The organism is Specibacter sp. AOP5-B1-6, from assembly GCF_052376555.1.
Taxonomy (GTDB): Bacteria; Actinomycetota; Actinomycetes; order Actinomycetales; family Micrococcaceae; genus Specibacter.
Map to the genome: position 1 here is coordinate 59,911 of NZ_JBQSVT010000003.1, position 25,650 is coordinate 85,560.

Consider the following 25,650-nt stretch of genomic DNA (forward strand, 5'->3'; position numbering starts at 1 on the left):
GGCCCACCGCTGGCCGGTTGATAACTGGTGCCTTGATCTGACATAGGATTTCCCCCAAATTTTCATTAACTAAACATGCAACTCACAGAGCACGGCTGGCAGCAGCCAACCGTGCTTTAAAACGTTATTCCGTGTTGGCCGGCAATTTCACCAGCCGAATCCACGCCGCAGCCAGATAAATGACCCCCAATATTACAAGCACCGCGGCTGCAATGCCTGCCTGTTGGAATGAATGCGTCCAGAACCAGTCGTCCTCGGACGACGGGACCAGTGACTTCAAGTCAATGGATTGGGCGCCCAAGGCAAACCCCCAACGGGTGGGTGACAACCAGGAAATTTGTTCAAGCCCCAGACGGCCCGTGACGGGGATCAGCCCGCCGGACAGGACCAACTGGGCCATGGCCGTGACTACCAACAGCGGCATGACCTGGTCTGCTGAACGCACCCAGGCCGACATTCCCAGCCCAAGAAAGGCACAGACGCAGGCTGTCAAAGCAATGGCGATAAAGATCTCGGTCCCCGGCAGCCCCGGCAAAAGCTGGTTGTCGGGGGCCGGCTTGCCCCAGAGGACGATGGCTGTCATGACCAGGGACTGCACCAGGCAAATGCCGGTGAAGACCAGAGCCTTGGCAAACAAATACGGTGCCGGACGCAGGCCCACGGCCTTTTCCCGCCGGAAGATCTCCCGTTCGGTCACCAGGTCCTTGGCCGAAAGTGCCATGCCCATGAACGCCGCGCCAAAAACCAGCACGACCAACAGCTGGCTTGGCTCGCCCAGGTCTTTCTGGTCCGGCACGCCAAAGCCCCTGGTTCCCGGCACGACCAAAGCAAGAACGCCCAAGACCAGCGGCAGCAGGCTGAGGAAGGCGAAATAGCCTTTGTCAGCCCACAGGAGGCTCAGCTGCCGGGCCATGACGGCCCGGAATTGGCGCCCGCTGGAGCTTGCGCCCACAGACGGACCACCGGTCGCAGCCGGGCCACCGCCAGCAGCCGGCCCGGCTGAAACCGGTCCACTGGCTTCGGCGGGCCGCGTCGCCGGGCCCGCCCTTCTTGCCAGCCGCGGCACATTTTCACGGAACCTGGCATACAGCTGCTCGGGAAATTCGGAGGCCTGCTTGAACACGCCGGCCCAGTTCGGAGCCTGGAAATACCCCAAAATGGCTTCCGGGGCGCCCAGGTAGGCCGGGAGACCGCCCTTGGCCAGCAGCACCACGCGGTCGCAAACGTCCAGGTTCGCCACATTGTGCGTGACGACAACCACCACACGCCCGGCATTGGCCAGCAGCCGCAGCGTGTCCATGACTTGTTTGTCCATGGCCGGATCGAGTCCGGAGGTGGGTTCATCCAAAATCAGCAGTGCGGGTTCCGTCAGCAGTTCCATGGCCACCGAAGCACGCTTGCGCTGCCCGCCGGACAGCTTGCTGACTTTCGTGCCGGCCTGCTCGTGCAAATCAAGCTGGCCCAGCACCCTGTCGACCTGCTCCCGGCGTTCGGCGCGGCTCGTGTCGGCAGGAAGCCGCAGCCGTGCGGCATATTCCAGGGCCGCCCGGATCGTCAGGGATTTGTGCAGGATGTCATCCTGGGGCACAAAACCAATCCGTGTGCGCAGGGCGGCATAGTTGTTCACAATGTCCTGGTGGTCAAACCGCACCGACCCCGCGGACGGGCGTTTGGCGCCTGTCAACACGCCCATCAGCGTTGACTTGCCCGCGCCTGAGGGGCCGATGACGGCCAGCAGCTGCCCGTGCCCGGCCTCAAACTCAATGTCGTGCAGCAGGGCCTTGGGCCTGCGCCCGTCGCGGACGGTGAACCCGACGCCTTCCAGCCGCAGGCCCTCCTCATCCTTGACCTGTTTGAGGTTGATCAAGCCCCCCGCAAGAGTAATCTCAAAGTCCGAGTTGCCCACGGTGACCCGGTCGCCAATGGAGACAGGCACCCTGCCCTGCAGCCGCATCCCGTTGGCAAAGGTGCCGTTCAGGCTGCCCCGGTCCTCGATGGACAGCCTGCCCTCCGACCAGTGCAGCGTCGCATGGTTTCTGGAGGCCAGCACATCCCGGACGACCACGTCGTTTTCAACACCGCGGCCCACGCTGAGGCTGAACTCCTGCGGCGCTTGTGGTGCCTGGGGTGTTGGCGGAACGGGCCGGAGGGGCCGCGTCTGCGGGAGCTGCCGGCCGGTGTGGACCGGCAGCTGTGAACTGTCGACGGCGGATGGCAGCAGGGTTGCCCCGGGTTCCGGAAGGTGCGGGGACAGTGAAAGTCCGGGGGCGCCGTCGTCCGGGTTCCCCAAATGCACCTGGGTGCCGGCATCAATTCTGAGCCGCGGCACCCTGCGCCCTCCGGACCAGAGGCCTCCGGCGCTGTTTTCGTCCTGAATCCACCAACCGCCGTCGAACTGCACGGACGCGTGGGTGCGCGAGACCTTGGGGTCGGCGACCAAAATCTGCGCGTCGGCGCCGCGCCCAATGAGGACCCGCTGCCCCGGATGCAGCGTCCACGACCGCAACCCCACGGTCACCTCCAGGGTGGACCCGGCAGCCGTCACGGAAGCGCGCTCTCCGTCGGTGCCTTGCCGGGGTGGCCAAGGAGTTTGGCCTCGCCCAGGGCAAGGTTGGTCCCGGAGGACGAGTCCTCGGCGCAGCTGGTGGCCTGCCACTGAATCTTCATGCGCAGCGCGTCGGTCATGTCGGCGGTGACGGTGAAGGGCTTGCCGTAGGTGACGGACTGGGTGGAGACCTTGCGGCCGTCGGCAAACACCTCGAGGAGGACCACGGCGCTGCTGTCTGCCGAGTCATCCGATATGCCCGCCGTGGCGGAGAAGGATGCGTATTTGCGGCCAAGGTTGTATTCAACAGAATTGGATGAAGAGTAGCCGCAAACCGAAGTTTCCATGCTGTGGGCATAGGTTTCGCCGGAAATTTTAGCTGCCCCGAAACTGCCGGCGTCCCCGGAAACCGGCGACTCGTCCTCCAAGTAGGCGATGACCTCCGAGCGGGCAACCGTCAACTCCACGTCGGTGCCCATGACCTGTCCAGCCTCGGGGTACTGGGACAGCACGGTGCCGTCGGCGATGTCGGCGTCGTACTTGTTCACGACGTCCACTGTTACGGGATCACCGGGCACCTCGGCCAAGGACTGTTGTGCCGCGCCCAGCGTCTTGCCCACATAGTCGGGCGTGTACAGGCTGTCGTACTCGCCGGTTGGCCAGGAACCGTCGGTGGGCATGGGGTTGTCGCTCGGGGTGGGGTCATCGCTCGGAGTGGGGTCATCGCTTGGGGTGGGCTCGCCGCTGGGGTCCTCCGAGGCTGTCGACTGCGTCTGCGTGGGCAGCGCTCCGGGGTCAGCAATGACGTCGCCGCCCTTATTACTCAGCAGGTTCAGGACGGTGAGGGAACCTCCGGCCAGCAAAATCACGGCAAGGACCGAGACAAGGACGATCCACAGCCCCTTCCGCGACTTTTTTGGGCGCCGGGATGCCGTATCGGCCGCTGCTGACTGCCCGGCCCCGTGGTGCGCCGGCTCGTGGGGTGCCGTCATCGTGGGGGATGTGGCCGGCGGGAGGGAGACGCTTTGCGCCGTCCCTGCCGTCCCGTGCGAATTTCCGCTGTTCTGCTGGGACTGCTGCAGGGACGATTGCTGCATTGACGTCGCCGCGTCGGGCAGGCTGCTGCCGTCGGGCAGATTCCCGCCATTGGGCAGCCCCACGGGGAAACTCACGGCCTGGGTGGCCTGGGTTTCCAGACTTGGCGCCGGGGCGGGAGGCGTCGTCAACCTCGGTGCGGGCGGGTAAGTCTTCAACGAGGGGGCCAGGGCCTCCAAAATTGTGGCCACCTGGCGAGCGTTGGGCGGACGTTGGGCGGGGTTCTTGGCAAGCAGCCAGCTGATCAGATCCCACAGTTCGTCCGGAACCGCGGCCGGCCGGCCGGGACTTGCGGCACTATGCCTGCGCAGCACGGCCATGACCGAACCGCCGGCGAACGGGGTGACGCCGCAGGCCAGCTCGTACAGGACAATTCCCAGCGCATACAGGTCCGACGCCGCCGTAATGGCACCGCCTTCACTTGCCTCCGGGGCAATGTACTGCGGCGTTCCCACCAGCATGGTGCTGCGGGCCCGCTCCGTGTCCACAAGGGACGAAACACCAAAGTCGGTGACCTTGGGGACAAGGCCGCCATTGTCCTTGGAGATCAGCACGTTTTCCGGCTTGATGTCCCTGTGCACGATGCCGGCGTCGTGAATGAGCGCCAAACCGCTGGCAATGCCTGCGCCGATCTGGCAGATCATGGCCGGGGCGAGCGTCCCAAATCGCTTCAGGTGGGCGCGCAGGTCCTGTCCGGAGACCAGCTCCATGGCGATGGCAAGGGTGTGGCCCTCAACGACAAGGTCGACAACCTGCACCAAGTTGGGTCCGCTGACGGAAAGCAGGATGCTGCGTTCCTGGACGAAACGGGCAACAATCTGCGGGTCGCCGGCCATGTCCGGATGCAGGACCTTGAAGGCCAGTTCATGGCCCACATCGTCATGGCCGCGGAAAACTTCGCCCATGGCGCCGCGCCCAATGCTGTCCTGAAGGACATACTTACTACCCAATTGCCGGCCCAAAAGGAACTCCCCCACGGTGGATTCATTGCGACGCCAGGCGGGGGTGAATGATGGAGCCCCCGGTGCTGTGCCAGCAGAAAATAAGAAGCGAACACTGTGTGGATGTCCGCGGCGCTGAATGCTTCAGCCTCCTTATCATAAGGGTTTGGGAGCTCCCTGCAGGCCTCCGAAGCACTTTTGTTGCCGCCGCGCGCAATATTTACACCATTTGGGGGATAAATTGGCGCGTGTAACTCATCCGTAGATGGGTTCACCGTCCCGGCTTCAGGTCCTCGCTCAGATCAGGGGCTGTTTTGGCGAAGCCTCGCTCACATACGGGCCGCCGTGCCCGTTTCCTTTCGCAGGGATGCGGGCAGCTCATGGCGGAGGGTGTGTGCTGCGCCGAGAATGACCCTCAGCCGTATCGTGTGGCGTCCCGTTTCGCCGAAAATGACCCTCAGCCGCGAAATAGGTGGATGTTGTGGGTCGTTTCGCGAGCTTGACCCATTCTCGACGCAGCAGCCTCAGAATCATGCGGCTTTGGCACCTTTCGGCGCGTATTTCCATCCCGGGCGAAAGCGGCCCGAGTTTGGGAGAAGTTTGGGTGGGCCCACGCTTGCCAGGTTCCCGAAAATCGCGCCAGCGATTTCCGGGCCGGCAAGTTGCTGGGCCCCCAACTTCGAGGGACCCGAGCTTCAGACGCGAAAGCGGCCCGAGTTTGGGAGAAGTGGGTGGGGCCCACGCTTGCCAGGTTCCCGAAAATCGCGCCAGCGATTTCCGGGCCTGCAAGTGGGGACTAATCAAACCAGGGGTCGAGCCCGTACAGCGGGAAAACAGCTTTTCGTGTGGCCATGACGGTCCTGTCCACGGCGTCCGAGGGGTTGTACCCGACTTCCCAGGAGCGCCACCAGGTGTCCGCGTCCTCGCCCATGAGCAGCGGCGCCATCATCCCGTACTTCTCCGCCACATACGTCCGCCACGTCTCGGGCACGGCGGTGCGCAGCGGAACCGGCCGACCTGCCACGATCGCCATCAGGTGGCTCCACACCCGCGGCACCACGCTGACAATGTTGTAGCCGCCGCCGCCGGTCGCAATCCAGCGCCCGCCGCACACCTTGTCGGCGAGCGCGGCAATGCTCAGGGCCGCCTCCCGCTGCCCGTCCACCGAGGTGTTCAGATGCGTCAGCTCGTCCTCGCGGTGCGAGTCGCAGCCGTGCTGACTGACGATGACCTCCGGCTCGAAGGCTTCAACCAGTTGCGGCACGACGGCGTGAAAGGCCCTGAGCCACCCGGCATCCGAGGTGTTGGCCGGCAGGGCAACGTTCACCGCGGTGCCCACCGCCTGCGGCCCGCCCACGTCGTTGGCGAACCCCGTGCCGGGGAACAGTGTCATCCCTGATTCGTGCAGTGAGATGGTCAGGACGCGGGGATCATCCCAAAAGATGCGTTCGGTGCCGTCGCCGTGGTGGGCGTCAATGTCAATGTAGGCAATCTTCGTGACCCCCGAGTCAAGCAGTTTCATGATGGACAGGGCCACGTCGTTGTAGATGCAAAAGCCGCTGGCCTTGTCCGGGAACGCGTGGTGCATGCCCCCGCCAAAGTTCACTGCCCGCTGCACGGTTCCACTGATGACGGCGTCGGCGGCCGCCAGCGATCCCCCGGCCAGCCTGGCGCTGGCTTCGTGAATGCCGGCAAAGGCAGGATCGTCTTCGGTGCCCAGCCCGTGGACCTGGTCGGTCAGCGTTGGGTCGTCCCCGATCCGGCAGACTGCGGCGATGTAGTCGCGGGTGTGCACGCGGGCAAGTTCGTCGTCGGACGCCACATAGGACTCCACGACGTCCACTTGGGGCAGGTCAAAGATTCCCAGCTCCCGGGCCAACGTCGCTGTTAGGTCAAGGCGCTTGGGCGACATGGGATGATTTGGCCCGAAATTGTACGCGGACATGGCCGCATCGCAGACTATGCTTGTCGGGACGGCCGCTGGCCCTGCGCTGGCGAAGGATGACATCCATCACAGGCTACCGAAGTCCGGCCACAATTGCCGTATCCGCGGCTTGGAAACACGTCATGGCAGGAGGGGCAGCGCAGCGGTGAGTTCCAATTCGACACTTTCCCAGTGGCTGCCGCGATGGCCGTTAAGAGTCGTGGTGAGTGTCCGCGATTTTGTCGACAGGGTCGCCAACACTTCACCGGCCAGGTTGGCGTTGATTGTCTTTGCCTTGGTCATTTTGGCTTTCACCTTGGCCCTGTGCCTGCCCGTGGCCTCCCGCGACGGCCAGCCCACAACCTTCCACGACGCCCTCTTCACGGCGGTCTCCGCCGTCTGCGTCACCGGGCTGACAACCGTCTCGACTGCCCTCCACTGGTCATTTTTCGGCCAACTTGTCATTTTGATCGGTATTTTTGTTGGCGGCTTGGGCATCCTGACGTTGGCTTCCCTCATGTCGTTGATGGTCAGCAAGCGGTTGGGTGTGCGTGGAAAGCTCATCGCCCAGGAGGCCATGAATGCCGGGCGACTCGGCGAGGTGGGCACCCTGCTGCGCATCGTCATCAGCACCTCGGTGGCCATCGAGCTGGTGCTGGCACTGGCGCTGGCACCCCGGTTCCTGGTCCTGGGCGAGTCCGTCCCGCAGGCGATTTGGCATGCGGCCTTTTACTCCATTTCCTCCTTTAACAATGCCGGCTTCACACCCCATTCCGACGGCGTCGTGCCCTACGAGGCCGATCTGTGGATCCTGGTCCCGCTGATGATTGGCGGGTTCATTGGCAGCCTCGGCTTCCCGGTGCTGATGGTGCTGCTGGCGACCGGGTTCCGTTTCAAGAAGTGGACCCTGCACGCCAAGCTCACCATCCAGGTGTCCCTGTTGCTGCTCGTTGCCGGCACCATCCTGTGGGGGGCCATGGAGTGGACGAACCCGGACACCATCGGACCCATGAGCGTCGGGGACAAGGTCACCCACTCTGTTTTTGCCTCCGTCATGACCCGGTCCCTGGGCTTCAACCTGGTCGACATGAACTCGATGCACTCCTCCACAATGCTGCTCACGGACGCCTTGATGTTTGTGGGCGGCGGCTCCGCGTCCACGGCAGGCGGCATCAAGGTCACCACGCTCGCCGTCATGTTCCTGGCCATCGTGGCCGAAGCCCGCGGCGACAACGACGTGAAGATCTACGGCCGCACCATCCCCCAGGGCACCATGCGGGTGGCCATCTCGGTCATCATGATGGGCGCCACCTTCGTCATGATCGCCTGCGGCCTGTTGCTGGCGATCTCCGGGGAAAGCCTGGACCGGGTGCTCTTTGAAACCATCTCGGCCTTTGCCACAGTCGGGCTGAGCACGGGGCTCAGTGCCGAGCTCCCGCCGTCGGGCGTCTATGTCCTGTGCGCCATGATGTTCTTTGGCCGCGTCGGTTCCATCACGCTGGCAGCCGCCCTGGCCCTGCGCCAGCGCCGCCAGCTGTACCACTACCCGGAAGAAAGGCCCATCATTGGCTGACAAAATAGACTCCAGCAACCGCCCGCCGCACAACTCCCCGGTGTTGGTCGTTGGGCTGGGCCGGTTTGGTGCCGCCACGGCCCACCAGCTGGTCAAGCAAGGCAGGGAGGTGCTCGCCATTGAGCGCGACCCTGCCCTGGTGCAAAAGTGGGCCGGCGTGCTGACCCACGTGGTCGAGGCCGACGCCACCAACATCGACGCGCTGCGCCAGCTGGGGGCACAGGACTTCAGCTCCGCCGTCGTCGGTGTGGGCACGTCCATCGAATCCAGCGTGCTCATCACCGTGAACCTGGTGGATTTGGGCATCGCACACCTGTGGGTCAAGGCGATCACGCAGTCGCACGGCAAGATCCTGACGCGCATCGGCGCCAACCACGTCATTTACCCCGAGGCCGACGCCGGCGTCCGTGCCGCGCACCTGGTGGGCGGGCGCATGCTGGACTTCATCGAATTCGACGACGATTTCGCGATCGTGAAAATGTACCCGCCGAAGGAAACCCAAGGCTTCACGTTGGAGGAATCCAAGGTCCGCTCCAAGTACGGCGTCACCGTGGTCGGGGTGAAATCGCCGGGCGAAGACTTCACCTATGCCCAGCCAAACACCCGCGTTTCCAGCCGCGACATGCTCATCGTCTCCGGCTACGTCGACCTGCTCGAACGGTTCGCCTCGCGCCCCTGATCTCACGTTTTTGGCTTGGGCTGCGTCTACAGGGCAGGAGGTAATTTCTGATGGTCAAGCACTCGGTTTTTGACTCGCCCCTGGGCCCGCTGACGGCCGTGGCGGACGACGCCGGACTGGCAGCCGTGTACATGGCGGAGCACAGGCGCCGCCCGGCCTTGGCGACGTTGGGTGAGCGGGTGGCTGCGTCCTCGTCACCGGTGCTGGCTGCGACGGTGGAGCAGTTGGGCGAATATTTTTCCGGCTCCCGGCGGGAGTTCTCCCTGCCGTTGGCACCCCTTGGCAGCCCCTTCCAGCAGCGGGTGTGGGCTGCCCTGGCTGACATTCCCTACGGTGAACTGCGCACGTACGGCCAGCTGGCGGCGCTGCTGGGCGATCCGTCCATGGCACAGGCGGTGGGGTCGGCGAGCGGCCGCAACCCCATCAGCATCATCGTGCCCTGCCACCGCGTGGTGGGGGCGAACGGTGCGTTGGTGGGTTATGCCGGCGGGGTGCACCGCAAGGAATTCCTGCTGGAGTTGGAAAACCCGGCCCGAACCCACACCGAACCCTTGTTTTGAGCGCGAAGATGGTGGGCGCCGGCAGGCCGGGTTCCGGCGCAGGTTCCAGCACACGCAGGCCAGGTTCCGCCGCAGGTTCCGGCGCACGCGCAGTCCTGCCGCCGTTTGAAACCTTGGTGACAGCCCATGGCGCCACCGTGTTGCGGGTCTGCAGGGGGCTGGTCGGCGAGGTGGACGCCGACGACGTTTGGCAGGAGACTTTCCTGGCCGCGCTGCGCGTGTACCCCGACTCCGGCCGTGTGCGGAACTGGGAAGCCTGGCTGGTCTCGATCGCCCGCAACAAGGCCGTCGACCATCACCGCAAGGCCCTCCGGCTGCCCACCCCCGTGGACAGCGGCGGACCGGCCGGAACTGATCGGCGGGGAGGCACGACCCGACTCGGCGGCCGTGGCGGAGTCAATGCCGACGGTGGCCACGGCAGCGGTGACAGCAGTGCCGGCGGCGGGGACGTCGTCGTCCGGGCAGTGGAGGCGGGCGAGGCTGCCGCAGAGGTGTGGGCGGCGCTGGCCAAGCTGCCGCCCACACAGCGGGAGGCAGTGGTGTACCACCATCTGGCGGGGCTGCGCCATGCACTGGTGGCCGAACTGTTGGGCAATTCCGAGGCGGCAGCGCGACGGGCCACCGCGGATGGCATGAGGAAGTTGCGCAATTTGCTGGCGCCGAGTGAGCCGGCGCCGAATGAAGGGACAGCCGACGATGTTTGAGCATGAGGAACCGGGACATGAATTGCCCGCCGAATTTGCCTCCGTGGCGGATTCGGGCAACGAGGCTTTGGTGCGATTGGCCGAAGAACTGCGGCGGGCCGCTGCTGTGGACGGACTGGTTGACGTCGCCTACCGGACCATGGACTCCCCTGTTGGGGCGTTGCTTCTGGCCGGCACCAAGGCGGGCTTGGTCCGGGTGGCCTTTGCGCGGGAAGGGCACGACGCCGTGCTGGAATCACTGGCAGCAACCATCAGCCCGCGGGTGATGTTGGCGCCGTCGCGCCTGGACCCGGTGGCACAGGAACTCGAGGAATATTTTGCCGGGCGGCGCCGGCATTTTGACCTGCCCCTGGATTTACAGCTGTCCCACGGTTTCAGGCGCGAAGTGCTTGCCCACCTGCCTGACATTGGGTACGGGCGCACGGCCAGCTATGCCGCCATCGCGGCACTGACCAGCAGCCCCCGGGCGGTGCGGGCTGTGGGAACGGCGTGCGCACGCAACCCCCTGCCCCTGGTGGTGCCATGCCACCGGGTGATCCGTTCGGACGGCCATCAGGGCGCCTACCTGGGCGGCCCGGAAGCGAAGGCGCTGTTGCTGACTTTGGAAGCCAACACCCCGGCCTGACGGGGCATCACCCGGCCACAGCCCGCCAGGGCCGTGCCGCATTGGGTGATGCCGCGTCGGGGAAAACCGAGCAATGGGGATGCCGCGTCAGTTGGCGGCGGAGAGTTCTTCCGTGATCTGTGCGGCCCGCGCAGCAGCAGCCTTCGTGCCTGCCTTGATGAGGCCGGGCAGGCCGTCCTTGTCGAAGCTGGCAATGGCTTGTTCGGTGGTGCCCTTGGGGCTGGTGACGGCACGACGAAGCTCACCTGCATTGGCACCCGGTTCGGCCAGCATGATGCCGGCTCCCGCCACGGTTTCACGCGCGAGCACCTGGGCGACCTCAGGCGAAAGCCCGAAGTCCTCAGCGGCCGCGGCCATCGCTTCGGCCAGGTAAAACGCGTAGGCCGGTCCGGAGCCGCTGATGGCTGACACGGCGTTTTGCTGATCCTCGGGAACATCCAGGACCACGCCCGAGCCGTCGAAGACCTCGTGGGCGGCCGCCAAATGATGCTCGTCGACGGAGGAACCGGCAGAAAGGGCAACCACGCCGCGGCCCACCTTCAGCGGCGTATTGGGCATGGAACGCACAACCGGCTGTCCCGGTCGCAGGGCAGCCTCCATCTGGGCCAGGGAAACAGCAGCGGCAACGCTGATGACCACGGCGTTGGAGTCCAGGGCGTCCGCAACTTCGCGGCACATGGCGGTGACGCCCACGGGTTTCACAGCCAAAATCACGACGCTGGCACCCTCAACTGCTTCGACGTTGGCCGCAGCCTCTTCGTTGGAGGCCATGGCGGTGACGCCGTGGCGGGCGGCCAATTCGGTGGCCCGCTCGGGCCGGCGGACAGTCACAACCACTGACTGCGGTGACACCCCGGCAGCCAACATGCCGCCCAAAATAGCTTCACCCATGGAACCACAGCCAAGAAACACAATTTTTTTCATCATCCGTCCATCTTTCTTTGCCGCGGCACGACATGCAACCGGGCACCGCTTCAAGACCTCTTTCAGCACTGTTTTCACCGTGCTTTAACCACCGGCAAACCGGCGCCCGGGGGCGAAAGGAACATGGTTAAAGGCAAACGCACAGCTGGCGCCCCGGCTATTCTCAACCGCGGGCCGTAATCTTTTAAATACCTCAAAAGGGTGCGAGTGATGATCGGACTGGTCTTGTCCTGAAGACCAGTCAAATCGCCGGAGAACTCGCCAGTGATTCCCCCCATCCACTGGTGACATGTCTCCGGCGATTTCGCATTTAAGGCTGCGCTGTTGGGCCCTGGGGGTCGTTGTTGCCATTCGCACCTGGTACACCGGCGGCGAATGGCAACGACTACCCCCGGAACCTGCAAAGTTGTCTTTTGCGCGGGCGAATGGCAACAACTACCCCCGCCACGGCGCCGTCTCTCCGCGTATTGGTGCCGGCAGCAGCTACGGGGCGTTCTGGCCCAGGTGGATCCGGGCAAACTCCAACGTTTCGGCCAGCCACTCTTCGCGCTGCCCGGCACCCTTGGCCTTGCGGGTGGAAATTTCGGCAACCACCACGCCGTCGAACCCGTTGCTGGCGATGTGCTGGAGCACCTCGACACACTCCTGCGTGCCGTGGCCCGGAATCAAATGCTGGTCCTTCGTCGACGGCGAGATGCCATCCGTGAGGTGGATGTGCCGCAAGCGCTCGCCCAGCGCCTTCACGGCGTCAAGGCTCGAGGCCCCGGCGGACGCCGCATGGGAGAAATCCCAGGTGACATCGCTGTAGTCCTGCGGGACAGGGTCCCAGTGCGGCAGGTAGGCCAGCGCCTCGCGCCCGCGAAGCCGCCACGGATACATGTTCTCAACGGCGATTCGCACCCCAAACGCGTCCGCAATGTCGCGCACGCCGTGGGCAAACGTTTCCGCATAGTCGTTTTGCCAGCGGAACGGCGGATGGACCACCACGACGTCGGCCCCAACGTCCACGGCCATCTGGGCTGAGCGCTGGACTTTGTTCCAGGCGCTGCCCCACACCTGCTGGGTGAGCAGGAGCGTCGGGGCATGAATGGCGACGATGGGCTGGTCGTAGCGCTCCGCCAGCCGGTTCAACGCCGAGGCGTCCTGGCTGTCGCCGTTGTGCGTCACCAGCACCTCCACACCGTCGTAGCCAAGGTCGGCCGCGATGGCAAAGCCGTCATGGACCGACAACGGATACACGGAGGCGGTGGACAGGGCCACGGGAATGGGCTGCCGCGCGGCAGGCTCGGCGCCGTGGTCGGCGGCGGAATTCGTGGGTGGGTGCGTCATCTGCGTCTACCTCGTTTCAGAATTGATCAGCTTGGCAACATGGGCCGGAGGGTCCAGCGGACCGTCAAACACCAGCTGGTCAAGGCGGCGCAGGATCAGTCCTTCGCGCAGCGCCCAGGGGCTGATTTGCATGCTCGTCACGTTGAACAGCTCCAGCGCCGTCTGGGCCACGAGCGCGCCTGCCAGCACTTGCGGGGCGCGGGCGGCGGAGACACCCGGCAGGTGCAGCCTGTCCGCCCACGACATCGCCGACAGCCGCTGTGACCAGAGCCCCAAATCGCTCAGGTGCAGTTCCCTGCGCACGTACGGTCCCATGGACGACGGCGCAGCGCCCGTGATGCGCGCCAGCGCCCGGAAGGTTTTGGATGAGCCGGTGACGATGTTGGGCACCCCAAGTGCCTGGGTGGCGGCAATGGGCTCCCTGAGGGTTTCCTTGATGTGCTTGCGCAGCCGTTTCACGCTCTTGGCCGTGGGCGGGTCCTCGGACAGCCACTCCCTGGTGAGGCGGCCGGCGCCCAACTGCACCGAATGTGCCAGGTCGGGCAGTTCGTTGCTGCCCTGGGAGATTTCAAAGGAGCCGCCACCAATATCCAGATTCAAGATGGTGCCGGCACCCCAGCCGTGCCAGCGCCGCACCGCAAAGAACGTCATGGCCGACTCTTCCTCGCCGGTGAGTTCGGTCAGGCGGATGGTGGTTTCATGCTGCACCCGGTCCAGCACTGCGGCACCGTTGGTTGATTCCCGGATGGCGGAGGTGCAAAACGCCAGCAGGTCCTTGGCCTTGTGCTTGGCCGCAAACTCCCACGCCTCAAGGATGAACTCGATCAGTTCATGCTGGCCTGCGTCGCTGATGTTGCCCTCGGCGTCAAGGTGCTTCACCAGGCTCAGCGGCCGCTTGTGGGAAGCGAATGGCACGGGGTTGGCCCCCGGGCGTGCGTCAACCAGGAGCAAGTGGACTGTATTGGACCCGATGTCGAGTACGCCTAATCTCATAGGCCCATTATTGTCCCTCCACGTCCATTCCACGCGAATCGGCGCACGGGAGTCACCTGTGCAAACAGGCCCGGCAGTGCAGCAACAATGACGTTGCTGCACTGCCGGGCCTGCCTAGTTCGCGCTTCTCCGCTGCCTTCAATGTTTCATGTGCGGGCAGCAGCCGGGGTGCTTATTTATGCAACCCTGTGCGACGCCGATTTCCGACAACCGCTGCTGCACCAAGCAGCACCATGAGCAGTGCGCCGCCCCAGAGCGCCATGGTGTTGGCACCCGTCCGGGCCAGCTCGTCGCTGCTGGACAACACGGTGAAGCTGGCCTCCACTACGCGCTTGGAGGATTCTCCACTGAGCGTTACGGTGTGCGTGCCCACCGCAAAGTTGGCCGGCACGTTCCAGCGGAAGGAAACGTTGCCATCGGCGTCCGCAATTGCCAACCCCAGGTCAACGGGATCGCTGTGAACTGTTCCCCGCACGTTCTCGCCGGGGAGGAACCCGGAGCCAGTGAACGTCGCGGCCTGTCCCTGGCGGACATCCTTTGCCACGACCGACGCGGCGGACGTTGCAGAGGCTGTCTCCACCGGCCCTGTGGTTGCAGGGGCCGTCGTCACAGGCGCTGTCGTTGCAGGAACCGTGGTTGTCGGGCCCGCCGGGGTCGAGCCCGTTGGCTCAACAGTCGGTTCGTCAGTGGGCTCCGTCGTCGGCTCCGTCGTTGGATCCACTGTCGGCTCCACAGTCGGTTCGTCAGTGGGCTCCGTCGTTGGATCCACAGTCGGCTCCACAGTGGGCTCCGTCGTTGGATCCAAAGTCGGCTCCACTGTCGGTTCCTCAGTGGGCTCAACTGTAGGTTCCGTCGTCGGCTCCTCAGTAGGCTGTTCAGTCGGCTCAACGGACACCTCGTCCGCATCGACTGTGAGCTCGGCGAGTGTCGTCCACGGCTGGCCTGCCTGCTCCGAAAGCGCCTTCACCGTCAGGAACTGACCTGCCGACGGCGTCTCCAGAACCACTGTCTGCCACGCATTGCTGTTGGGGAATTCACCCTCGGCAATCTTGGCGCCGGGCTCGTCCTTGCTGTTGCTGAGGTACACCTCATAGCCCAGGATGCGTCCATTGATGGCACCGGAAGAACTGCCCTGACGCGGCAGCAGGTTAATGGCGCAGACGCTCATTTCCCTGCCCAGATCAACCTGGATGGTATGCGGCATCGGGACATTCGAGGGCGTCCACGGAGTGCCCCAGAACGTGTTGGGGTCGCCGTCAATCGCGTTGGCCCCGGGTGTGATCTCGCCTTGGGCATTGTTGAAGCTGTCCACGTCTGCAGCAACCGGGCGCACCGGCTCCGCCGAACAGGTCAGCAATCCCTTGGCACTTGCGTTGCTGACAAGCGATTCCGAGCCTGATGTGTAGGAGGTGGCCGCAGAGACTGTAAATTCCCCGAAGTTGGCGTCACCGGCCGGTGTCACTGTGAACGCTGCCGTCTTGGTGGCTCCCGCCGCCACGCCACCCAAGGTGATGGAGGCCGGTTCGACCGTCCAGCCGGCCGGCACCGCGGGTGTCACCACGGTGTCGGCCATGTCGACTGCGGTGCGGTTGTCGACAGTTACCGTGACGGCGCCGGGTGTTCCCGCCACTGCACGGGAGGGTGCAGCCACGTTGGTGGACACTTCACCGGCGAGGGTAAACAGGCTGGCAGCACTCACATCTGCTGGCTGCTGCGTCAGCGCCCCCTCCGCATTGACGCTGAGAGGCATCTGCGTAATGGCATTGCGGATCTTGTAGCCACCGTCAGTTGCAAGGATTTCCCACTTCTGCAGGTTGTTGATCCTGCGGTTGCTCGCGGTGCAATCCACCAGCGACGGAGCCAGGTTTTGCTCCATCGGGGCATTCAGCCAAAGCACGCCACCATCCATGGTGAGGCACTGGCCGGCGTCGGTGCTGATCTTGTAGTAGTTGTCATCGGTGGCTGCCAACTGCCAGGTGTCTCCTGCGTCAGCGGTCAGGGTCACGGCAGTTTCGCCGGCATTGACGGATTGTCCTGCGGTGGCAATGGAGTAGCCGCCATCACCGACGGGCGTACGAACGTAGGAATTGTAGCCGGGGACACGGCCCAGATTGTTCGTGAGCGTGCTGAACTTGGCGTAGTCGGCGGTGGGCTTGGGGCTGCCCCACGTGGCCTGGCCAAGGAACCGCATCGTGGCGAACAACTGCTCCTCCACCATGCCCTCCGTGGCTGCGGTGGTGTCATCCGGCCAAGCCGACAGCTTGGCACCCAAAACCTTGCCGCCGCCCTCAACGTCGGTCACCGTTGTGCCGCCGTCGAACGTCCGAGGAGTCCATCCGGAGGACCAGAGGCTGGCCAGGTTGACGTTGTAGGCGCCGGGGCGATTGAAGTAGAGGCGCTGGGCTGAGTTCTGCACGTCGTGCCCAGCATCCAGGAGTGCCTGCGGCGTGGGTCCAGAGTTGAGCCAGTGCTCAACGACGATGTCCTTGTCCAGCTGAATGGTGCTGGTGGACGGGACGCCGTCGTTCCAGATACGCAGGGTCTTGCCGGTGGATTTGACGTGGGCATTGACCTTGTTCATGAACCAGATGAAGACGTCGCCTGGGCCAGAGCCTGCCGGGAAGATGTCCGGGTCGGCGGCGACAAAGTCTGCAAACTGCGAGTAATTGGCGTAGCCGTCGCCCATCATGTACTCATCGCCGCCCATGTGCCAATAAGGCTGGTCGGGGAAGGCAGCGGCGTATTCGTCTGCCAGCGTGGTGACCATTTCAAAGGCTTCCGGCTTGCTGATGTCAAGCTGATTTTCCTTCTTCTGGCCGGCGTTGTTCACCAGCTGCAGCTCTGGGTAGTTGTACAACCAGGGGCGCATATGTCCGGGAGAGTTTACTTCCAGCACCAGTGCAATGTGGTACTTCTTCGCCCATTCAGAGATCTGGGCGGCCTCCGCCTTGGTGTAGTAGGACCAGAAGTTGGCTTTGGGGTAGGCATCAGACTTCAGCTTGGTTTCCAGCCACAGCTGGTTCAGCTTGTTGTAGGCCATATCCTTCATGGTGCGTTCCAGCGACTCCATGGAGACCTGCATCTGGCAGGCACACAGCCCCACACCGCGTTCCTGGTATTCCGGAACGTCAATGGAGGTGCCCTTGTTGACGGTGCTGCCCTGGGTCAGCAGCTGCAGAATGGTCTGGGTGCCATAGAAGGCACCCGCTGCCGTGGCGCCCGTGACCTTGATGGTGTCACCAACCACGAGCTCATAGCCTTCCTCGCCGAGGGCAGAGCTGCGGGAAGGGTCCAGGGCGACTTCAAGGTCCCCGGCAATGGCGCCGGCAGGAGCCGTCGCCACCGTGCGGTCAAGAACCGCCGAAAGCTGTGCGGCCAGATCGCCAGTCAGCGTGGTGTCGGCACCGATCACCGTGGCACCGGCACCCAGTGCGAATTCGCCTGGGCCGGCGGTCCACGTAGACAGGCCGGGGATTGTCTGCGGGGCACCTTCCGGAGTCACCGGAACTGCCCCGGAAGGCGCGGCGGCGGCAAGAACGGCGGGCACAAGTGCCGGTGCGACGGCGGCGCTGGCCCCCGGGAGCACAACGGCGGTGGAAGCCAGTGTCAGTGCAGCTGCCGTCAAGGCGGCAACAACCGCATTTCGGCCCGTGCGATGGCGAATTTTCATATCTCCCCAGGGAAGCTGGATTGGTCGGATGGACTCGGGAACCCAGGTTTGCAGCAGAGAAACAAGGAGCGTGATGCACAACACAAACCGGGGGCCATGTGAGCTATGTTACGGGTACCATTAAAGAAAATCCATATGTTACCGATATCATTTTCGCCCATTCAAACATTTCCAAACATTCTCAACCAGAAAGTGAAATACGTCCGGACGCACAAAAGCCCCGCCGGAGCGGGGCTCTTGTGTTGCGCAGCGTGGCCCGGACGGGCCGGATCCGGTGAGGCGGCCAGGCCGCGCCCGGAGGCGGGCCCACCCGCAGCCGGTTACTTCTTCGCAGGGGCCTTTTTCTTGGCGGGAGCCTTCTTCTTGGCAGGCGCCTTGGCCGTCCGCTTCACCGGACCGCGTTCGCGCTTGTCGGCCAGAAGGTCGACGGCGGTCTCCCGGGTCAGCTCTTCAACCTCAGTTCCGCGCGGAACAGTGATGTTGGTGATGCCGTCAGTGATGTACGGTCCGAAGCGGCCTTCCTTCACCACAATGTTCTTCCCCGACACGGGGTCCTCACCAAATTCAGCCAGCGGCGGCACTGCGGCACGGGCGCCGCGCTGCTTGGGCTGGGAGTAGATCTCCAGCGCCTGCTCCGGGGTGATGGTGAAGATTTCCTCCTCGGTGCCGATGGAGCGCGAGTCCGAGCCCTTCTTCAAGTACGGGCCAAAGCGGCCGTTCTGAACGGTGATCTCATTGCCTTCGGCATCGGCGCCAAGGACGCGGGGCAGGCTCATGATGGCCAGCGCCTCATCCAGGGTGACGGTGTCGACGCTCATCGACTTGAAGATGGAGCCTGTCCGAGGTTTAACCTTAACGGGCTTCTTCGGCGGCTTCGGCTTGCCGTTCTTGTAATACTCAATGGGCTGGTTCGCGATCTCCTCCGCCGTCATCTCCGGGATGACCTCGGTGACGTAGGGGCCGTAGCGGCCGTTCTTGGCGACAACCGTATGGCCCGAAACCGGGTCAACACCCAGAACGCGTTCCTCCGGGGCGGCCGTGTCCATGAGCTCCTGCGCCTTTTCGGGCGTGAGCTCGTCGGGGGCCAGGTCCTCGGGCACATTGGCACGGGCGGCCTCAATGATTTCGCCGGTCTTGGCATCCAGGGTGGGGACGGTGCTCTCCAAATACGGGCCAAACTTGCCCACCCGCAGCACCAGGGTGTCGGTGATGGGCATGGAGTTGATCTCCCGTGCATCGATCTCACCCAAGTTGTTCACAATGGCCTGCAGGCCCTTGTTCTCGTCGCCGCCGAAATAAAAGTGCTTGAGCCAGTCGGCGCCCAGCTCCTGGCCGTTGGCGATCCTGTCCAAGCCGGTTTCCATGCCGGCCGTGAACTCGTAGTCCACATAGTCGGTGAAGTGCAGTTCCAGGAGGCGCACCACCGAGAATGCGATCCAGCTCGGCACCAGGGCGGAGCCTTGTTTGCGGACGTAGCCGCGGTCCATGATGGTGGACAGCGTTGACGCGTAGGTGGACGGGCGGCCAATGTCGCGCTCTTCCATTTCCTTCGTCAGCGACGCTTCCGTGAAGCGCGGCGGCGGGGACGTGTCGTGGCCGTTGGCCTGGACTTCCGCCGCTGTCAGCGCGTCCTTTTCCTTGACGTTGGGCAGGCGGCGGTCCGAATCATCCGAGTCGTTGCGGGACTCGTCGCGGCCTTCCTCATACGCGGCAAGGAAGCCGCGGAAGGTGATGACGGTGCCCGAGGCGGAGAACTCGGCATCCTGGCCGTCAGCAGCCCCGCCGGCAGCCGTGGCACCCAGCTTGATGGTCGCCGTCGAACCCTTGGCGTCAGCCATCTGGGAGGCAACCGTGCGCTTCCAGATCAGCTCATACAGCTTGAATTCGTCGCCACGCAGCGCACTCGCCACCTGGGCCGGGGTGCGGAAGGAGTCACCGGCGGGGCGGATGGCCTCGTGCGCTTCCTGCGCGTTGGAGCTCTTGTTCGCGTAAACACGCTTGGCGGCAGGCACAAATTCGGGGCCGTACAGCTCCGAGGCCTGGCGCCGGGCCGCGTTGACCGCTTCATCACTCAGCGAGGATGAATCCGTACGCATATAGGTGATGTAACCGTTTTCATACAGGCGCTGGGCGGTCGACATGGTCGACTTGGAGGAGAAGCGCAGCTTGCGCCCGGCCTCCTGCTGCAGGGTCGATGTCGTAAACGGCGGGGCGGGGCGGCGGGTGTAGGGCTTGTGCTCCACCGAGCGGACGGAAAAACGCACGTCCTGCAGGGCCGAGGCAAGTGCCTTCGCGGCAACCTCGTCGAGGTGGGCAACATTCTTGCCGGTCAGCTCACCCTTGTCATTGAAGTCACGTCCGGAGGCAACCCGGCGGCCGTCCAGTGACGCCAGTTTGGCGTTGAACGGCTCCTGGCCATCCACGGGGCTGAACGTGCCCGCAAGGTCCCAGTAGTTGGCTGAGCGGAACGCCATGCGGTCGCGCTCACGCTCAACCACCATGCGGGTCACCACGGACTGCACCCGGCCGGCAGAGAGCTTCGGCGCCACCTTGCGCCACAACACGGGGGACAGCTCGTACCCATACAGGCGGTCAACGACGCGGCGGGTTTCCTGGGCGTCCACCAGGTCGGTGTCCAGTTCGCGCAAGTTCCCCAGCGCGCGCTGCAGCGACTCCTTGGTGATTTCCGCAAAGGTCATGCGGTAGACGGGAACCTTGGGTTTGAGAACCTCAAGCAGGTGCCAGGCAATGGCTTCGCCCTCGCGATCCCCATCAGTTGCGAGGTAAAGTTCGTCGGCGTCCTTGAGCTGCGCCTTGAGCTCTGCCACCTTCTTCTTCTTGTCCGAGGAGATGACGTAGTAAGGCTTGAAGTTGTTCTCAAGGTCGACGGCGAACTTGCCAATCGAGGACTTCTTCAGCTCCGCGGGCAGCTCGGAAGGCTGCGGCAGGTCGCGAATGTGCCCAATGGACGCTTCGACGACGAAACCCTCGCCCAAGTACTTGGCGATGGTCTTGCTTTTGGCAGGGGACTCTACGATTACGAGCTTTTTGCCGGTCTTTGGCTTGCTGGCTGCTGCCTTGCTGGGCACGGTACTCCTACGGGGAATGAAAGGTGGACGAACGGCGTCCCCAAGAGCCTAGTTCACCATATTTTTACCGTGAACGCGTATTGCTTGGGAAACCGGGGTCAAAAAACTGTGCGTTGGCAGGGCCCCGAATGGGCTGATTATTCGTTTTCGTCGTCAAAGGAAATCGCCTTGATGGTGGGCAGCGACGACAACGCCTCAAGCAGCCCGTGGCGGGAACCAAGCCCCTCAATTTCAAGCTCAACTTCAACCAAATTTGGGTCCCCGGCATCAGCTTCATCGTTGGCCAGCCGGCCAAGGACACCGCCGCTTCCGTGGTCGAGGGACCGTGTGGTGAACCCCAGAATCTGAAATCCCAGGCTGGTGCATGCCTGCAAAATCTCCCGCAGCGAGCCGGTCCCGTCCACATAGCTCACCTGCAGCACGTGATAGCGCCGCCCGGACAGCCGCAGCCGGTTGATCACTTTGGCGTAGACCACCACCACCAGAAAGTAAGCGCCCGTGGCGAATGCGGCCGGCAGGATCAGGCCGGCACCGGCCGCCGAGCCCACCGCCGCTGTCAGCCAGATGGACGACGCCGTCGTCAGCCCGCGCACCTTGTTTCGGCGCACAAACACCAGCCCGGCGCCGATGAAACCGATGCCCGACACAATCTGCGCCGCCACCCTGGATGGGTCCAACCTCACAAGGTCGGTTTCCACCACATCCGAAAAACCGTACTTGCTGACAACCACAAACAAGGCGGCGCCGAGCCCCACCAAGGCGTGCGTGCGCATGCCGGCGGACTTGTTGCTGGCCTGGCGCTCCAGCCCAATCAGCGTGGGAAGCACGACGGCGGCCAGCAGGCACAGCAGCAGCGCCCACCAGGGTGCGTTGTGACTAAGTACCATGGTGCCTCCCTGTCTACGTGCCTTGACCGCCGACTGGCTGCCGACCACCGGCCAGCCTGCCCACCCCACGCTACCGCTCCCCTTGTTCAAACGCTCTCGCAGCACTGGTGTGATTTTCCCAAACGCTCTCGCAGCACTGGCGGTGGAACGCCGGCGCGTCACTCGCTGGGCAGCAGAAATCCGTCGCGCACAAGGTTGCGAACCTCGCCGACAAGTGCTTCCGCAAACTCCGGATCGTCACGTTCCAAAAGCACCGCAAGGGCGCCGATGATCTGCCCCGCGGTGAGGTCGCCGTCGCACGCCGAGACGAAGCCGGTCAGCTCGGTGCTCATCAAATTGGTCCGTCGCAGGCCCGCGCCCTGGCGGAGCAGGATCACGCCCGGATGCTCGGCACCGGGTTGCTGGTGGCGTTCCTCGGTCACATCCTCCGCGACCAGCAGGTAGGCGTCCTCGATGGCCGGGTGTTCCGTGAGCCATAGCTGCCGGTCCAGGGCATCTGCCAGGTGCGGGCCAACAGGCTGCTCAATGGGGTACAAGATCTCCTCAAACCGTGGATTCCCGGCCTGCTCCCCCTCGGCGGGGCGGCGCAGCAGGATGTAGCCGAAACCGATTCCAACCACATTGCGTGCGGAAAAATCGAGCAGATAGTCCTCATAGGCATCTGCGTAGGACACAGAATCGCGGCCCTGCGAAGCGTCCTGCAGCCAGGTTTCGGCATAGCCGCCGGGAGAAACCTGCTCGCGCTGGATGAACCAGGCGTCGGTGCCCGGCGCCAGCCACTGCGCGGGGCGGGCATGCCACTGGGACTGGGTGCCGCCGTCGTCCGCGGTGCCTGCGGCGCTTTCGGTGCCTGCGGCGATCTCCCAGTTGCCGAGCATCTGCGCCGTGCCGCCCGGCTTGAGGATGGTGGGCAGTTCACGGACGAGGGTCTCAACAATGGCATCGCCGGCCATGCCGCCGTCGCGGTAGGTGAACTGGTCGGCGCTTTGCTCGCCGCGGTGGCGCGGGGTGATGACGAACGGCGGGTTGGAAACGACAAGGTCGAAGCGCTCCCCGGCGACAGGTTCCAGCAAGCTGCCCAGGCGCAGGGACACGCGGGCCTGCCCGTTGTCCGGGTCGAAATCTGCGTCACCCAGCCCCAGTGCCGGCGCGTTCAGGACCAGGTTGAAGCGGGTGAAGGCGAGCGCCCGTGCCGAAATATCGGTGGCCACAACGGTGTTGGCGTGGTGCAGCAGGTGAAACAATTGGATGCCGCAGCCGGTGCCCAGATCCAGCGCCCGGTCCACGTCGCGGCGAATGGTGCCCTGGGCCAGTGTCAGCGAGGCCTGGCCGATGCCCAGGACGTGGTCCCTGCGGAGCACGCCCGGTCGCTGGTGCGCACCAAGATCGCTGGCCACCCATAAATTCGTGTCCGTCCCGCCTTCCACGGCGGCGGGCCAGCCGTAGGGACGCAGGTCGACGGCGGCGCGCGCCTTGACCGGGTCGGGGTCGGCTTCCAGCAGGCCGAGGGAAAACAGCGTTTCCAGGTCGAGGCTGGGCAGCGCGGCCGCCAGCTCTTCACGGCTGGGCGATTGCGCCAAAAGCCACAGCTTGACCGCCACCGCCAACGGTTCGTTGTTGTGCCGCAGCGCCAACGCCGCCGGCACTGTCTGGTCCCGGGCCAGTGCCTGGCTGGCGTCGTCGCCCAGGAGCTCCGCCACGCCGTCGACCGTGTAATTAATAGTGGTGAGGTCAGCGGCCAGGGCGGCGAGGGGGGCCAAATTGTCGCTGCGCGGGGCGTCGGGAACGGTGGCGAAATCAGTCATTGGAACAGTTTATCGAGTGTCGGCGGTTCCGAGAGGCGTAGCATGGGGGCATGCACACTGTTCAGCGATTTACCTGCCCTCGGCCGTCCTTGGCCGCATGGGCTGCTTCGCTGACGCGCTGAGTCCATCCGGCAGCGGCTGAGGGGTCCCCACCCACCGCCTTCCGGATATCCAAAGGATTCACCCATGCATGCTTATCTTTCCCCTGCCGAATTGCACTCGGCCCTGTCCATCGCCGACCTGAGCGAACCCGCTTCCGGCCACGCCATGTCGGCAATGCTGGCCGCGGTCACGGACGCCCTGGCCGCGCTCTGGGACATCCCCGTTGCCGAACACCGCCCCAGTCCCCTGGTCTCGGTGCGCGACAACTACGACCGGCTCGGTTTCAGCCCCCACGACGTCACCCGCGATTCACGCTATTCCCGCCATGTCAGCCCCACCGTCATGCTCCGCAGCCACACTTCTGCTGGCATGCCGGCGGTGCTGGATTCGCTGCTGCCCGAGCTGGGCCGGTACGACACCCTGCAGGTGCTGCCGGGGCTCGTGTACCGGCGCGATGCCGTGGACCGCACCCACGTGGGCACCCCGCACCAGGTGGACTTGTGGCGGCTGCGCTCGCGCGGGCTCCTCGGCGTGCCCGATCTGACCGCCATGCTCGGCACCGTGGTTGAGGCTGTCCTGCCGGGTGCGCGCTGGCGTGCCGTGCCCAGCGCCCACTCGTACACGACGGCCGGGGTCCAGCTGGACGTCGAGGTACGCGGGGAGTGGCTGGAACTGGCCGAGGCCGGGCTGGTGGCCGCGTCGGTGTTGCGGGCCTCCGGTCTCGACCCTCGGCGCTGGGGCGGGCTGGCGTTGGGCATGGGCCTGGACCGGGCGTTGATGCTGCGCAAGGGCATCGACGACATCCGCCTGCTGCGCTCCGCAGATCCCCGGGTTGCCGCACAGATGGCTGACCTGTCGCCCTACAACCCGGTGTCGGCCATGCCTCCCATGCGCCGGGATTTGTCCCTGGTGTGCGCGGACGACGTCGATGCCGAAGTTTTGGGGGACGCGGCACGTTCCGCTCTGGGTGCGGAGGCGGACGTGCTGGCCGGGCTGGCAGTGCTGGCGGTGACACCGGCTGCCGAGCTGCCGGCAGGAGCCGTTTCGCGGCTTGGCCTGGTGCCGGGCCAGGCCAATGTGCTGCTGCGACTGACGCTGCAGTCGCTGGAGCGCACGCTCACCTCGACGGAAGCCAATGCACTGCGCAACCGCGTCTACCTGGCGTTGCATGACGGCCCAACATTGGAGCTGATCCCGGTCTAGCCCGCCTGCCCTGCCACGGCGGCGGGTGCGTCGGGCACCCTGTCGGGTGTCCGACGTCGTGCTTGGGAAGGGATGGGAGGACGGGAAGGTCGGTAGGCGGGAATCAGTCGGTGCAGCCCTGCGGGCATTGCAGGGTTTCCGGGGAGCTCGCGCAGTCGGCGCAGTAGAGATTCAGGTTGCGGCAGCTGGGGTTGGAGCAGTTTTCGAATTTGTTGCTGGGGTTGTTGCAGCGGATGCAGTGGCCGATTTCCAGCGCTTCGTCGCTGAACTCCATGTGCATTCGCTTGTCGAACACGTAGAGCGAGCCTTCCCACAGGCCCTTGTCCTTGAAGGTTTCGCCGTAGCGGACGATGCCGCCGTCCATTTGGTAGACCTCTTTGAAGCCGCGGTTGACCATGAGGGAGCTGAGGACCTCGCAGCGGATGCCGCCGGTGCAGTAGGTGACGACGGGCTTGTCCTTGAGGTCGTCGTACTTGCCAGAGTCGAGTTCCTTGATGAAGTCGTGGGTGGTGTCGACGTCGGGCACGATGGCGTTCTTGAATTTGCCGATTTGGGCTTCAAAGGCGTTGCGGCCGTCAAAGAACACCACTTCCTCGCCGCCGGCTTCCTTGGTGGCAACGAGTTCGTGCAGCTCCTCAGGTTGGAGGTGGGTGCCGCCGCCCACCACGCCGTTCTCATCGACCTGCAGTTCTCCGGGGGCGCCGAAGCTGACGATTTCCTCGCGGGCCTTCACGCTCAGGCGGGGGAAGTCGTCGCCGGTGCCGTCGGACCATTTGATGTCCATGTCCTTGAAGCCGGGGTACTCACGTGTGGTCTTCAAATACTGTTTGAGGTCCTTGATGTCACCGCCAACCGTGGCGTTGATGCCGTCCTTGGAGATGATGATGCGCCCCTTGAGGCTCAACTTCTCGCACAGGGCACGCTGCCACAGCTTGATCGCTTCCGGATCACTCAGGGGGGTAAAGCCGTAAAAGAGCACAATTTTGTTCATCGACACGTATT

At 64.4% G+C, this 25,650-nt stretch carries 17 protein-coding genes; 6 read left to right on the plus strand and 11 right to left on the minus strand.

Features of this window, described 5'->3' with window-relative positions; genetic code table 11:
• Positions 1-124: 124 nt before the first annotated feature.
• The 3 genes from ACT3TS_RS02315 to ACT3TS_RS02325 all read right to left on the minus strand — a co-directional run bounded on the left by ACT3TS_RS02315 (position 125) and on the right by ACT3TS_RS02325 (position 6,589).
• Positions 125-2,545: an ATP-binding cassette domain-containing protein gene (locus ACT3TS_RS02315; protein ID WP_444529871.1), complete on the minus strand. Its 2,421-nt coding sequence runs from the start codon at positions 2,543-2,545 to the stop codon at positions 125-127.
• On the minus strand, positions 2,542-4,617 hold the full coding sequence (locus tag ACT3TS_RS02320) for a protein kinase domain-containing protein (RefSeq protein ID WP_444529872.1): 2,076 nt from the start codon (positions 4,615-4,617) through the stop codon (positions 2,542-2,544). Before ACT3TS_RS02320 ends, ACT3TS_RS02315 begins: the two co-directional genes overlap by 4 nt.
• Before the next feature lie 760 nt (positions 4,618-5,377).
• Positions 5,378-6,589, minus strand: coding sequence for an acetoin utilization protein AcuC (locus ACT3TS_RS02325; RefSeq protein WP_444529873.1), 1,212 nt, complete (start codon positions 6,587-6,589; stop codon positions 5,378-5,380).
• A gap of 139 nt (positions 6,590-6,728) precedes the next feature.
• Between ACT3TS_RS02325 and ACT3TS_RS02330 the strand changes: the two genes are divergently transcribed.
• The 5 genes from ACT3TS_RS02330 to ACT3TS_RS02350 are packed head-to-tail and all read left to right on the plus strand — an operon-like array spanning position 6,729 to position 10,646.
• Complete coding sequence (locus ACT3TS_RS02330; protein WP_444529874.1) at positions 6,729-8,078, plus strand: TrkH family potassium uptake protein; 1,350 nt, start codon at positions 6,729-6,731, stop codon at positions 8,076-8,078.
• A gap of 40 nt (positions 8,079-8,118) precedes the next feature.
• Entirely contained in the window at positions 8,119-8,757 is a 639-nt protein-coding gene (locus ACT3TS_RS02335) for a potassium channel family protein (RefSeq protein WP_444529956.1), read from the plus strand.
• Positions 8,758-8,807: 50 nt separating this feature from the next.
• Positions 8,808-9,317 carry a methylated-DNA--[protein]-cysteine S-methyltransferase gene (locus tag ACT3TS_RS02340; protein ID WP_444529875.1) on the plus strand — a complete coding sequence of 170 codons (510 nt, stop codon included), beginning with the start codon at positions 8,808-8,810 and terminating at the stop codon, positions 9,315-9,317.
• Positions 9,314-10,021, plus strand: coding sequence for an RNA polymerase sigma factor (locus ACT3TS_RS02345; RefSeq protein WP_444529876.1), 708 nt, complete (start codon positions 9,314-9,316; stop codon positions 10,019-10,021). The genes ACT3TS_RS02340 and ACT3TS_RS02345 overlap by 4 nt, the downstream gene beginning before the upstream one ends.
• Positions 10,014-10,646 (plus strand): methylated-DNA--[protein]-cysteine S-methyltransferase, encoded by a 633-nt coding sequence (locus tag ACT3TS_RS02350; protein WP_444529877.1) that lies wholly within the window; start codon positions 10,014-10,016, stop codon positions 10,644-10,646. The genes ACT3TS_RS02345 and ACT3TS_RS02350 overlap by 8 nt, the downstream gene beginning before the upstream one ends.
• Positions 10,647-10,733: 87 nt before the next feature.
• Here the strand turns inward: ACT3TS_RS02350 and proC are convergent, their stop codons facing one another.
• From proC to ACT3TS_RS02385, 7 genes are all read right to left on the minus strand, one after another.
• Positions 10,734-11,573, minus strand: a complete 840-nt coding sequence (gene proC / locus ACT3TS_RS02355; RefSeq protein ID WP_444529878.1) for a pyrroline-5-carboxylate reductase — start codon at positions 11,571-11,573, stop codon at positions 10,734-10,736.
• Positions 11,574-12,053: 480 nt separating this feature from the next.
• On the minus strand, positions 12,054-12,899 hold the full coding sequence (locus ACT3TS_RS02360; RefSeq protein ID WP_444529879.1) for a sugar phosphate isomerase/epimerase family protein: 846 nt from the start codon (positions 12,897-12,899) through the stop codon (positions 12,054-12,056).
• Between the two features lie 6 nt (positions 12,900-12,905).
• Complete coding sequence (locus ACT3TS_RS02365; RefSeq protein WP_444529880.1) at positions 12,906-13,892, minus strand: Ppx/GppA phosphatase family protein; 987 nt, start codon at positions 13,890-13,892, stop codon at positions 12,906-12,908.
• 172 nt (positions 13,893-14,064) lie between these two features.
• Entirely contained in the window at positions 14,065-17,562 is a 3,498-nt protein-coding gene (locus tag ACT3TS_RS02370; RefSeq protein ID WP_444529881.1) for a family 20 glycosylhydrolase, read from the minus strand.
• Positions 17,563-17,882: 320 nt separating this feature from the next.
• Entirely contained in the window at positions 17,883-20,651 is a 2,769-nt protein-coding gene (gene topA, locus ACT3TS_RS02375) for a type I DNA topoisomerase (protein WP_444529882.1), read from the minus strand.
• A gap of 137 nt (positions 20,652-20,788) precedes the next feature.
• Complete coding sequence (locus ACT3TS_RS02380; protein ID WP_444529883.1) at positions 20,789-21,538, minus strand: MgtC/SapB family protein; 750 nt, start codon at positions 21,536-21,538, stop codon at positions 20,789-20,791.
• 158 nt (positions 21,539-21,696) lie between these two features.
• The gene (locus tag ACT3TS_RS02385) at positions 21,697-23,343 is read right to left on the minus strand and encodes a DUF7059 domain-containing protein (protein ID WP_444529884.1); all 1,647 of its coding nucleotides are present in this window, start codon (positions 23,341-23,343) and stop codon (positions 21,697-21,699) included.
• 186 nt (positions 23,344-23,529) lie between these two features.
• On the opposite strand from ACT3TS_RS02385, the gene srmL reads away from it, so the two are divergent.
• Entirely contained in the window at positions 23,530-24,648 is a 1,119-nt protein-coding gene (srmL, locus tag ACT3TS_RS02390) for a PheS-related mystery ligase SrmL (RefSeq protein WP_444529885.1), read from the plus strand.
• A 103-nt stretch (positions 24,649-24,751) separates the two neighbouring features.
• On the opposite strand, the gene trhO is transcribed toward srmL, so the two are convergent.
• Entirely contained in the window at positions 24,752-25,645 is an 894-nt protein-coding gene (gene trhO, locus ACT3TS_RS02395) for an oxygen-dependent tRNA uridine(34) hydroxylase TrhO (RefSeq protein WP_444529886.1), read from the minus strand.
• Between the last annotated feature and the right edge of the window lie 5 nt (positions 25,646-25,650).

What these genes read in the sequence shown, in the direction of transcription:
- ACT3TS_RS02325 (WP_444529873.1), bottom strand. Translation starts at nt 6,589, where the DNA reads ATGTCATCCTTCGCCAGCGCAGGGCCAGCGGCCGTCCCGACAAGCATA.
- ACT3TS_RS02340 (WP_444529875.1), top strand. Translation starts at nt 8,808, where the DNA reads ATGGTCAAGCACTCGGTTTTTGACTCGCCCCTGGGCCCGCTGACGGCC.
- ACT3TS_RS02350 (WP_444529877.1), top strand. Translation starts at nt 10,014, where the DNA reads ATGTTTGAGCATGAGGAACCGGGACATGAATTGCCCGCCGAATTTGCC.
- proC (WP_444529878.1), bottom strand. Translation starts at nt 11,573, where the DNA reads ATGATGAAAAAAATTGTGTTTCTTGGCTGTGGTTCCATGGGTGAAGCT.
- ACT3TS_RS02360 (WP_444529879.1), bottom strand. Translation starts at nt 12,899, where the DNA reads ATGACGCACCCACCCACGAATTCCGCCGCCGACCACGGCGCCGAGCCT.
- ACT3TS_RS02365 (WP_444529880.1), bottom strand. Translation starts at nt 13,892, where the DNA reads ATGAGATTAGGCGTACTCGACATCGGGTCCAATACAGTCCACTTGCTC.
- ACT3TS_RS02370 (WP_444529881.1), bottom strand. Translation starts at nt 17,562, where the DNA reads ATGAAAATTCGCCATCGCACGGGCCGAAATGCGGTTGTTGCCGCCTTG.
- ACT3TS_RS02380 (WP_444529883.1), bottom strand. Translation starts at nt 21,538, where the DNA reads ATGGTACTTAGTCACAACGCACCCTGGTGGGCGCTGCTGCTGTGCCTG.
- ACT3TS_RS02385 (WP_444529884.1), bottom strand. Translation starts at nt 23,343, where the DNA reads ATGACTGATTTCGCCACCGTTCCCGACGCCCCGCGCAGCGACAATTTG.
- srmL (WP_444529885.1), top strand. Translation starts at nt 23,530, where the DNA reads ATGCATGCTTATCTTTCCCCTGCCGAATTGCACTCGGCCCTGTCCATC.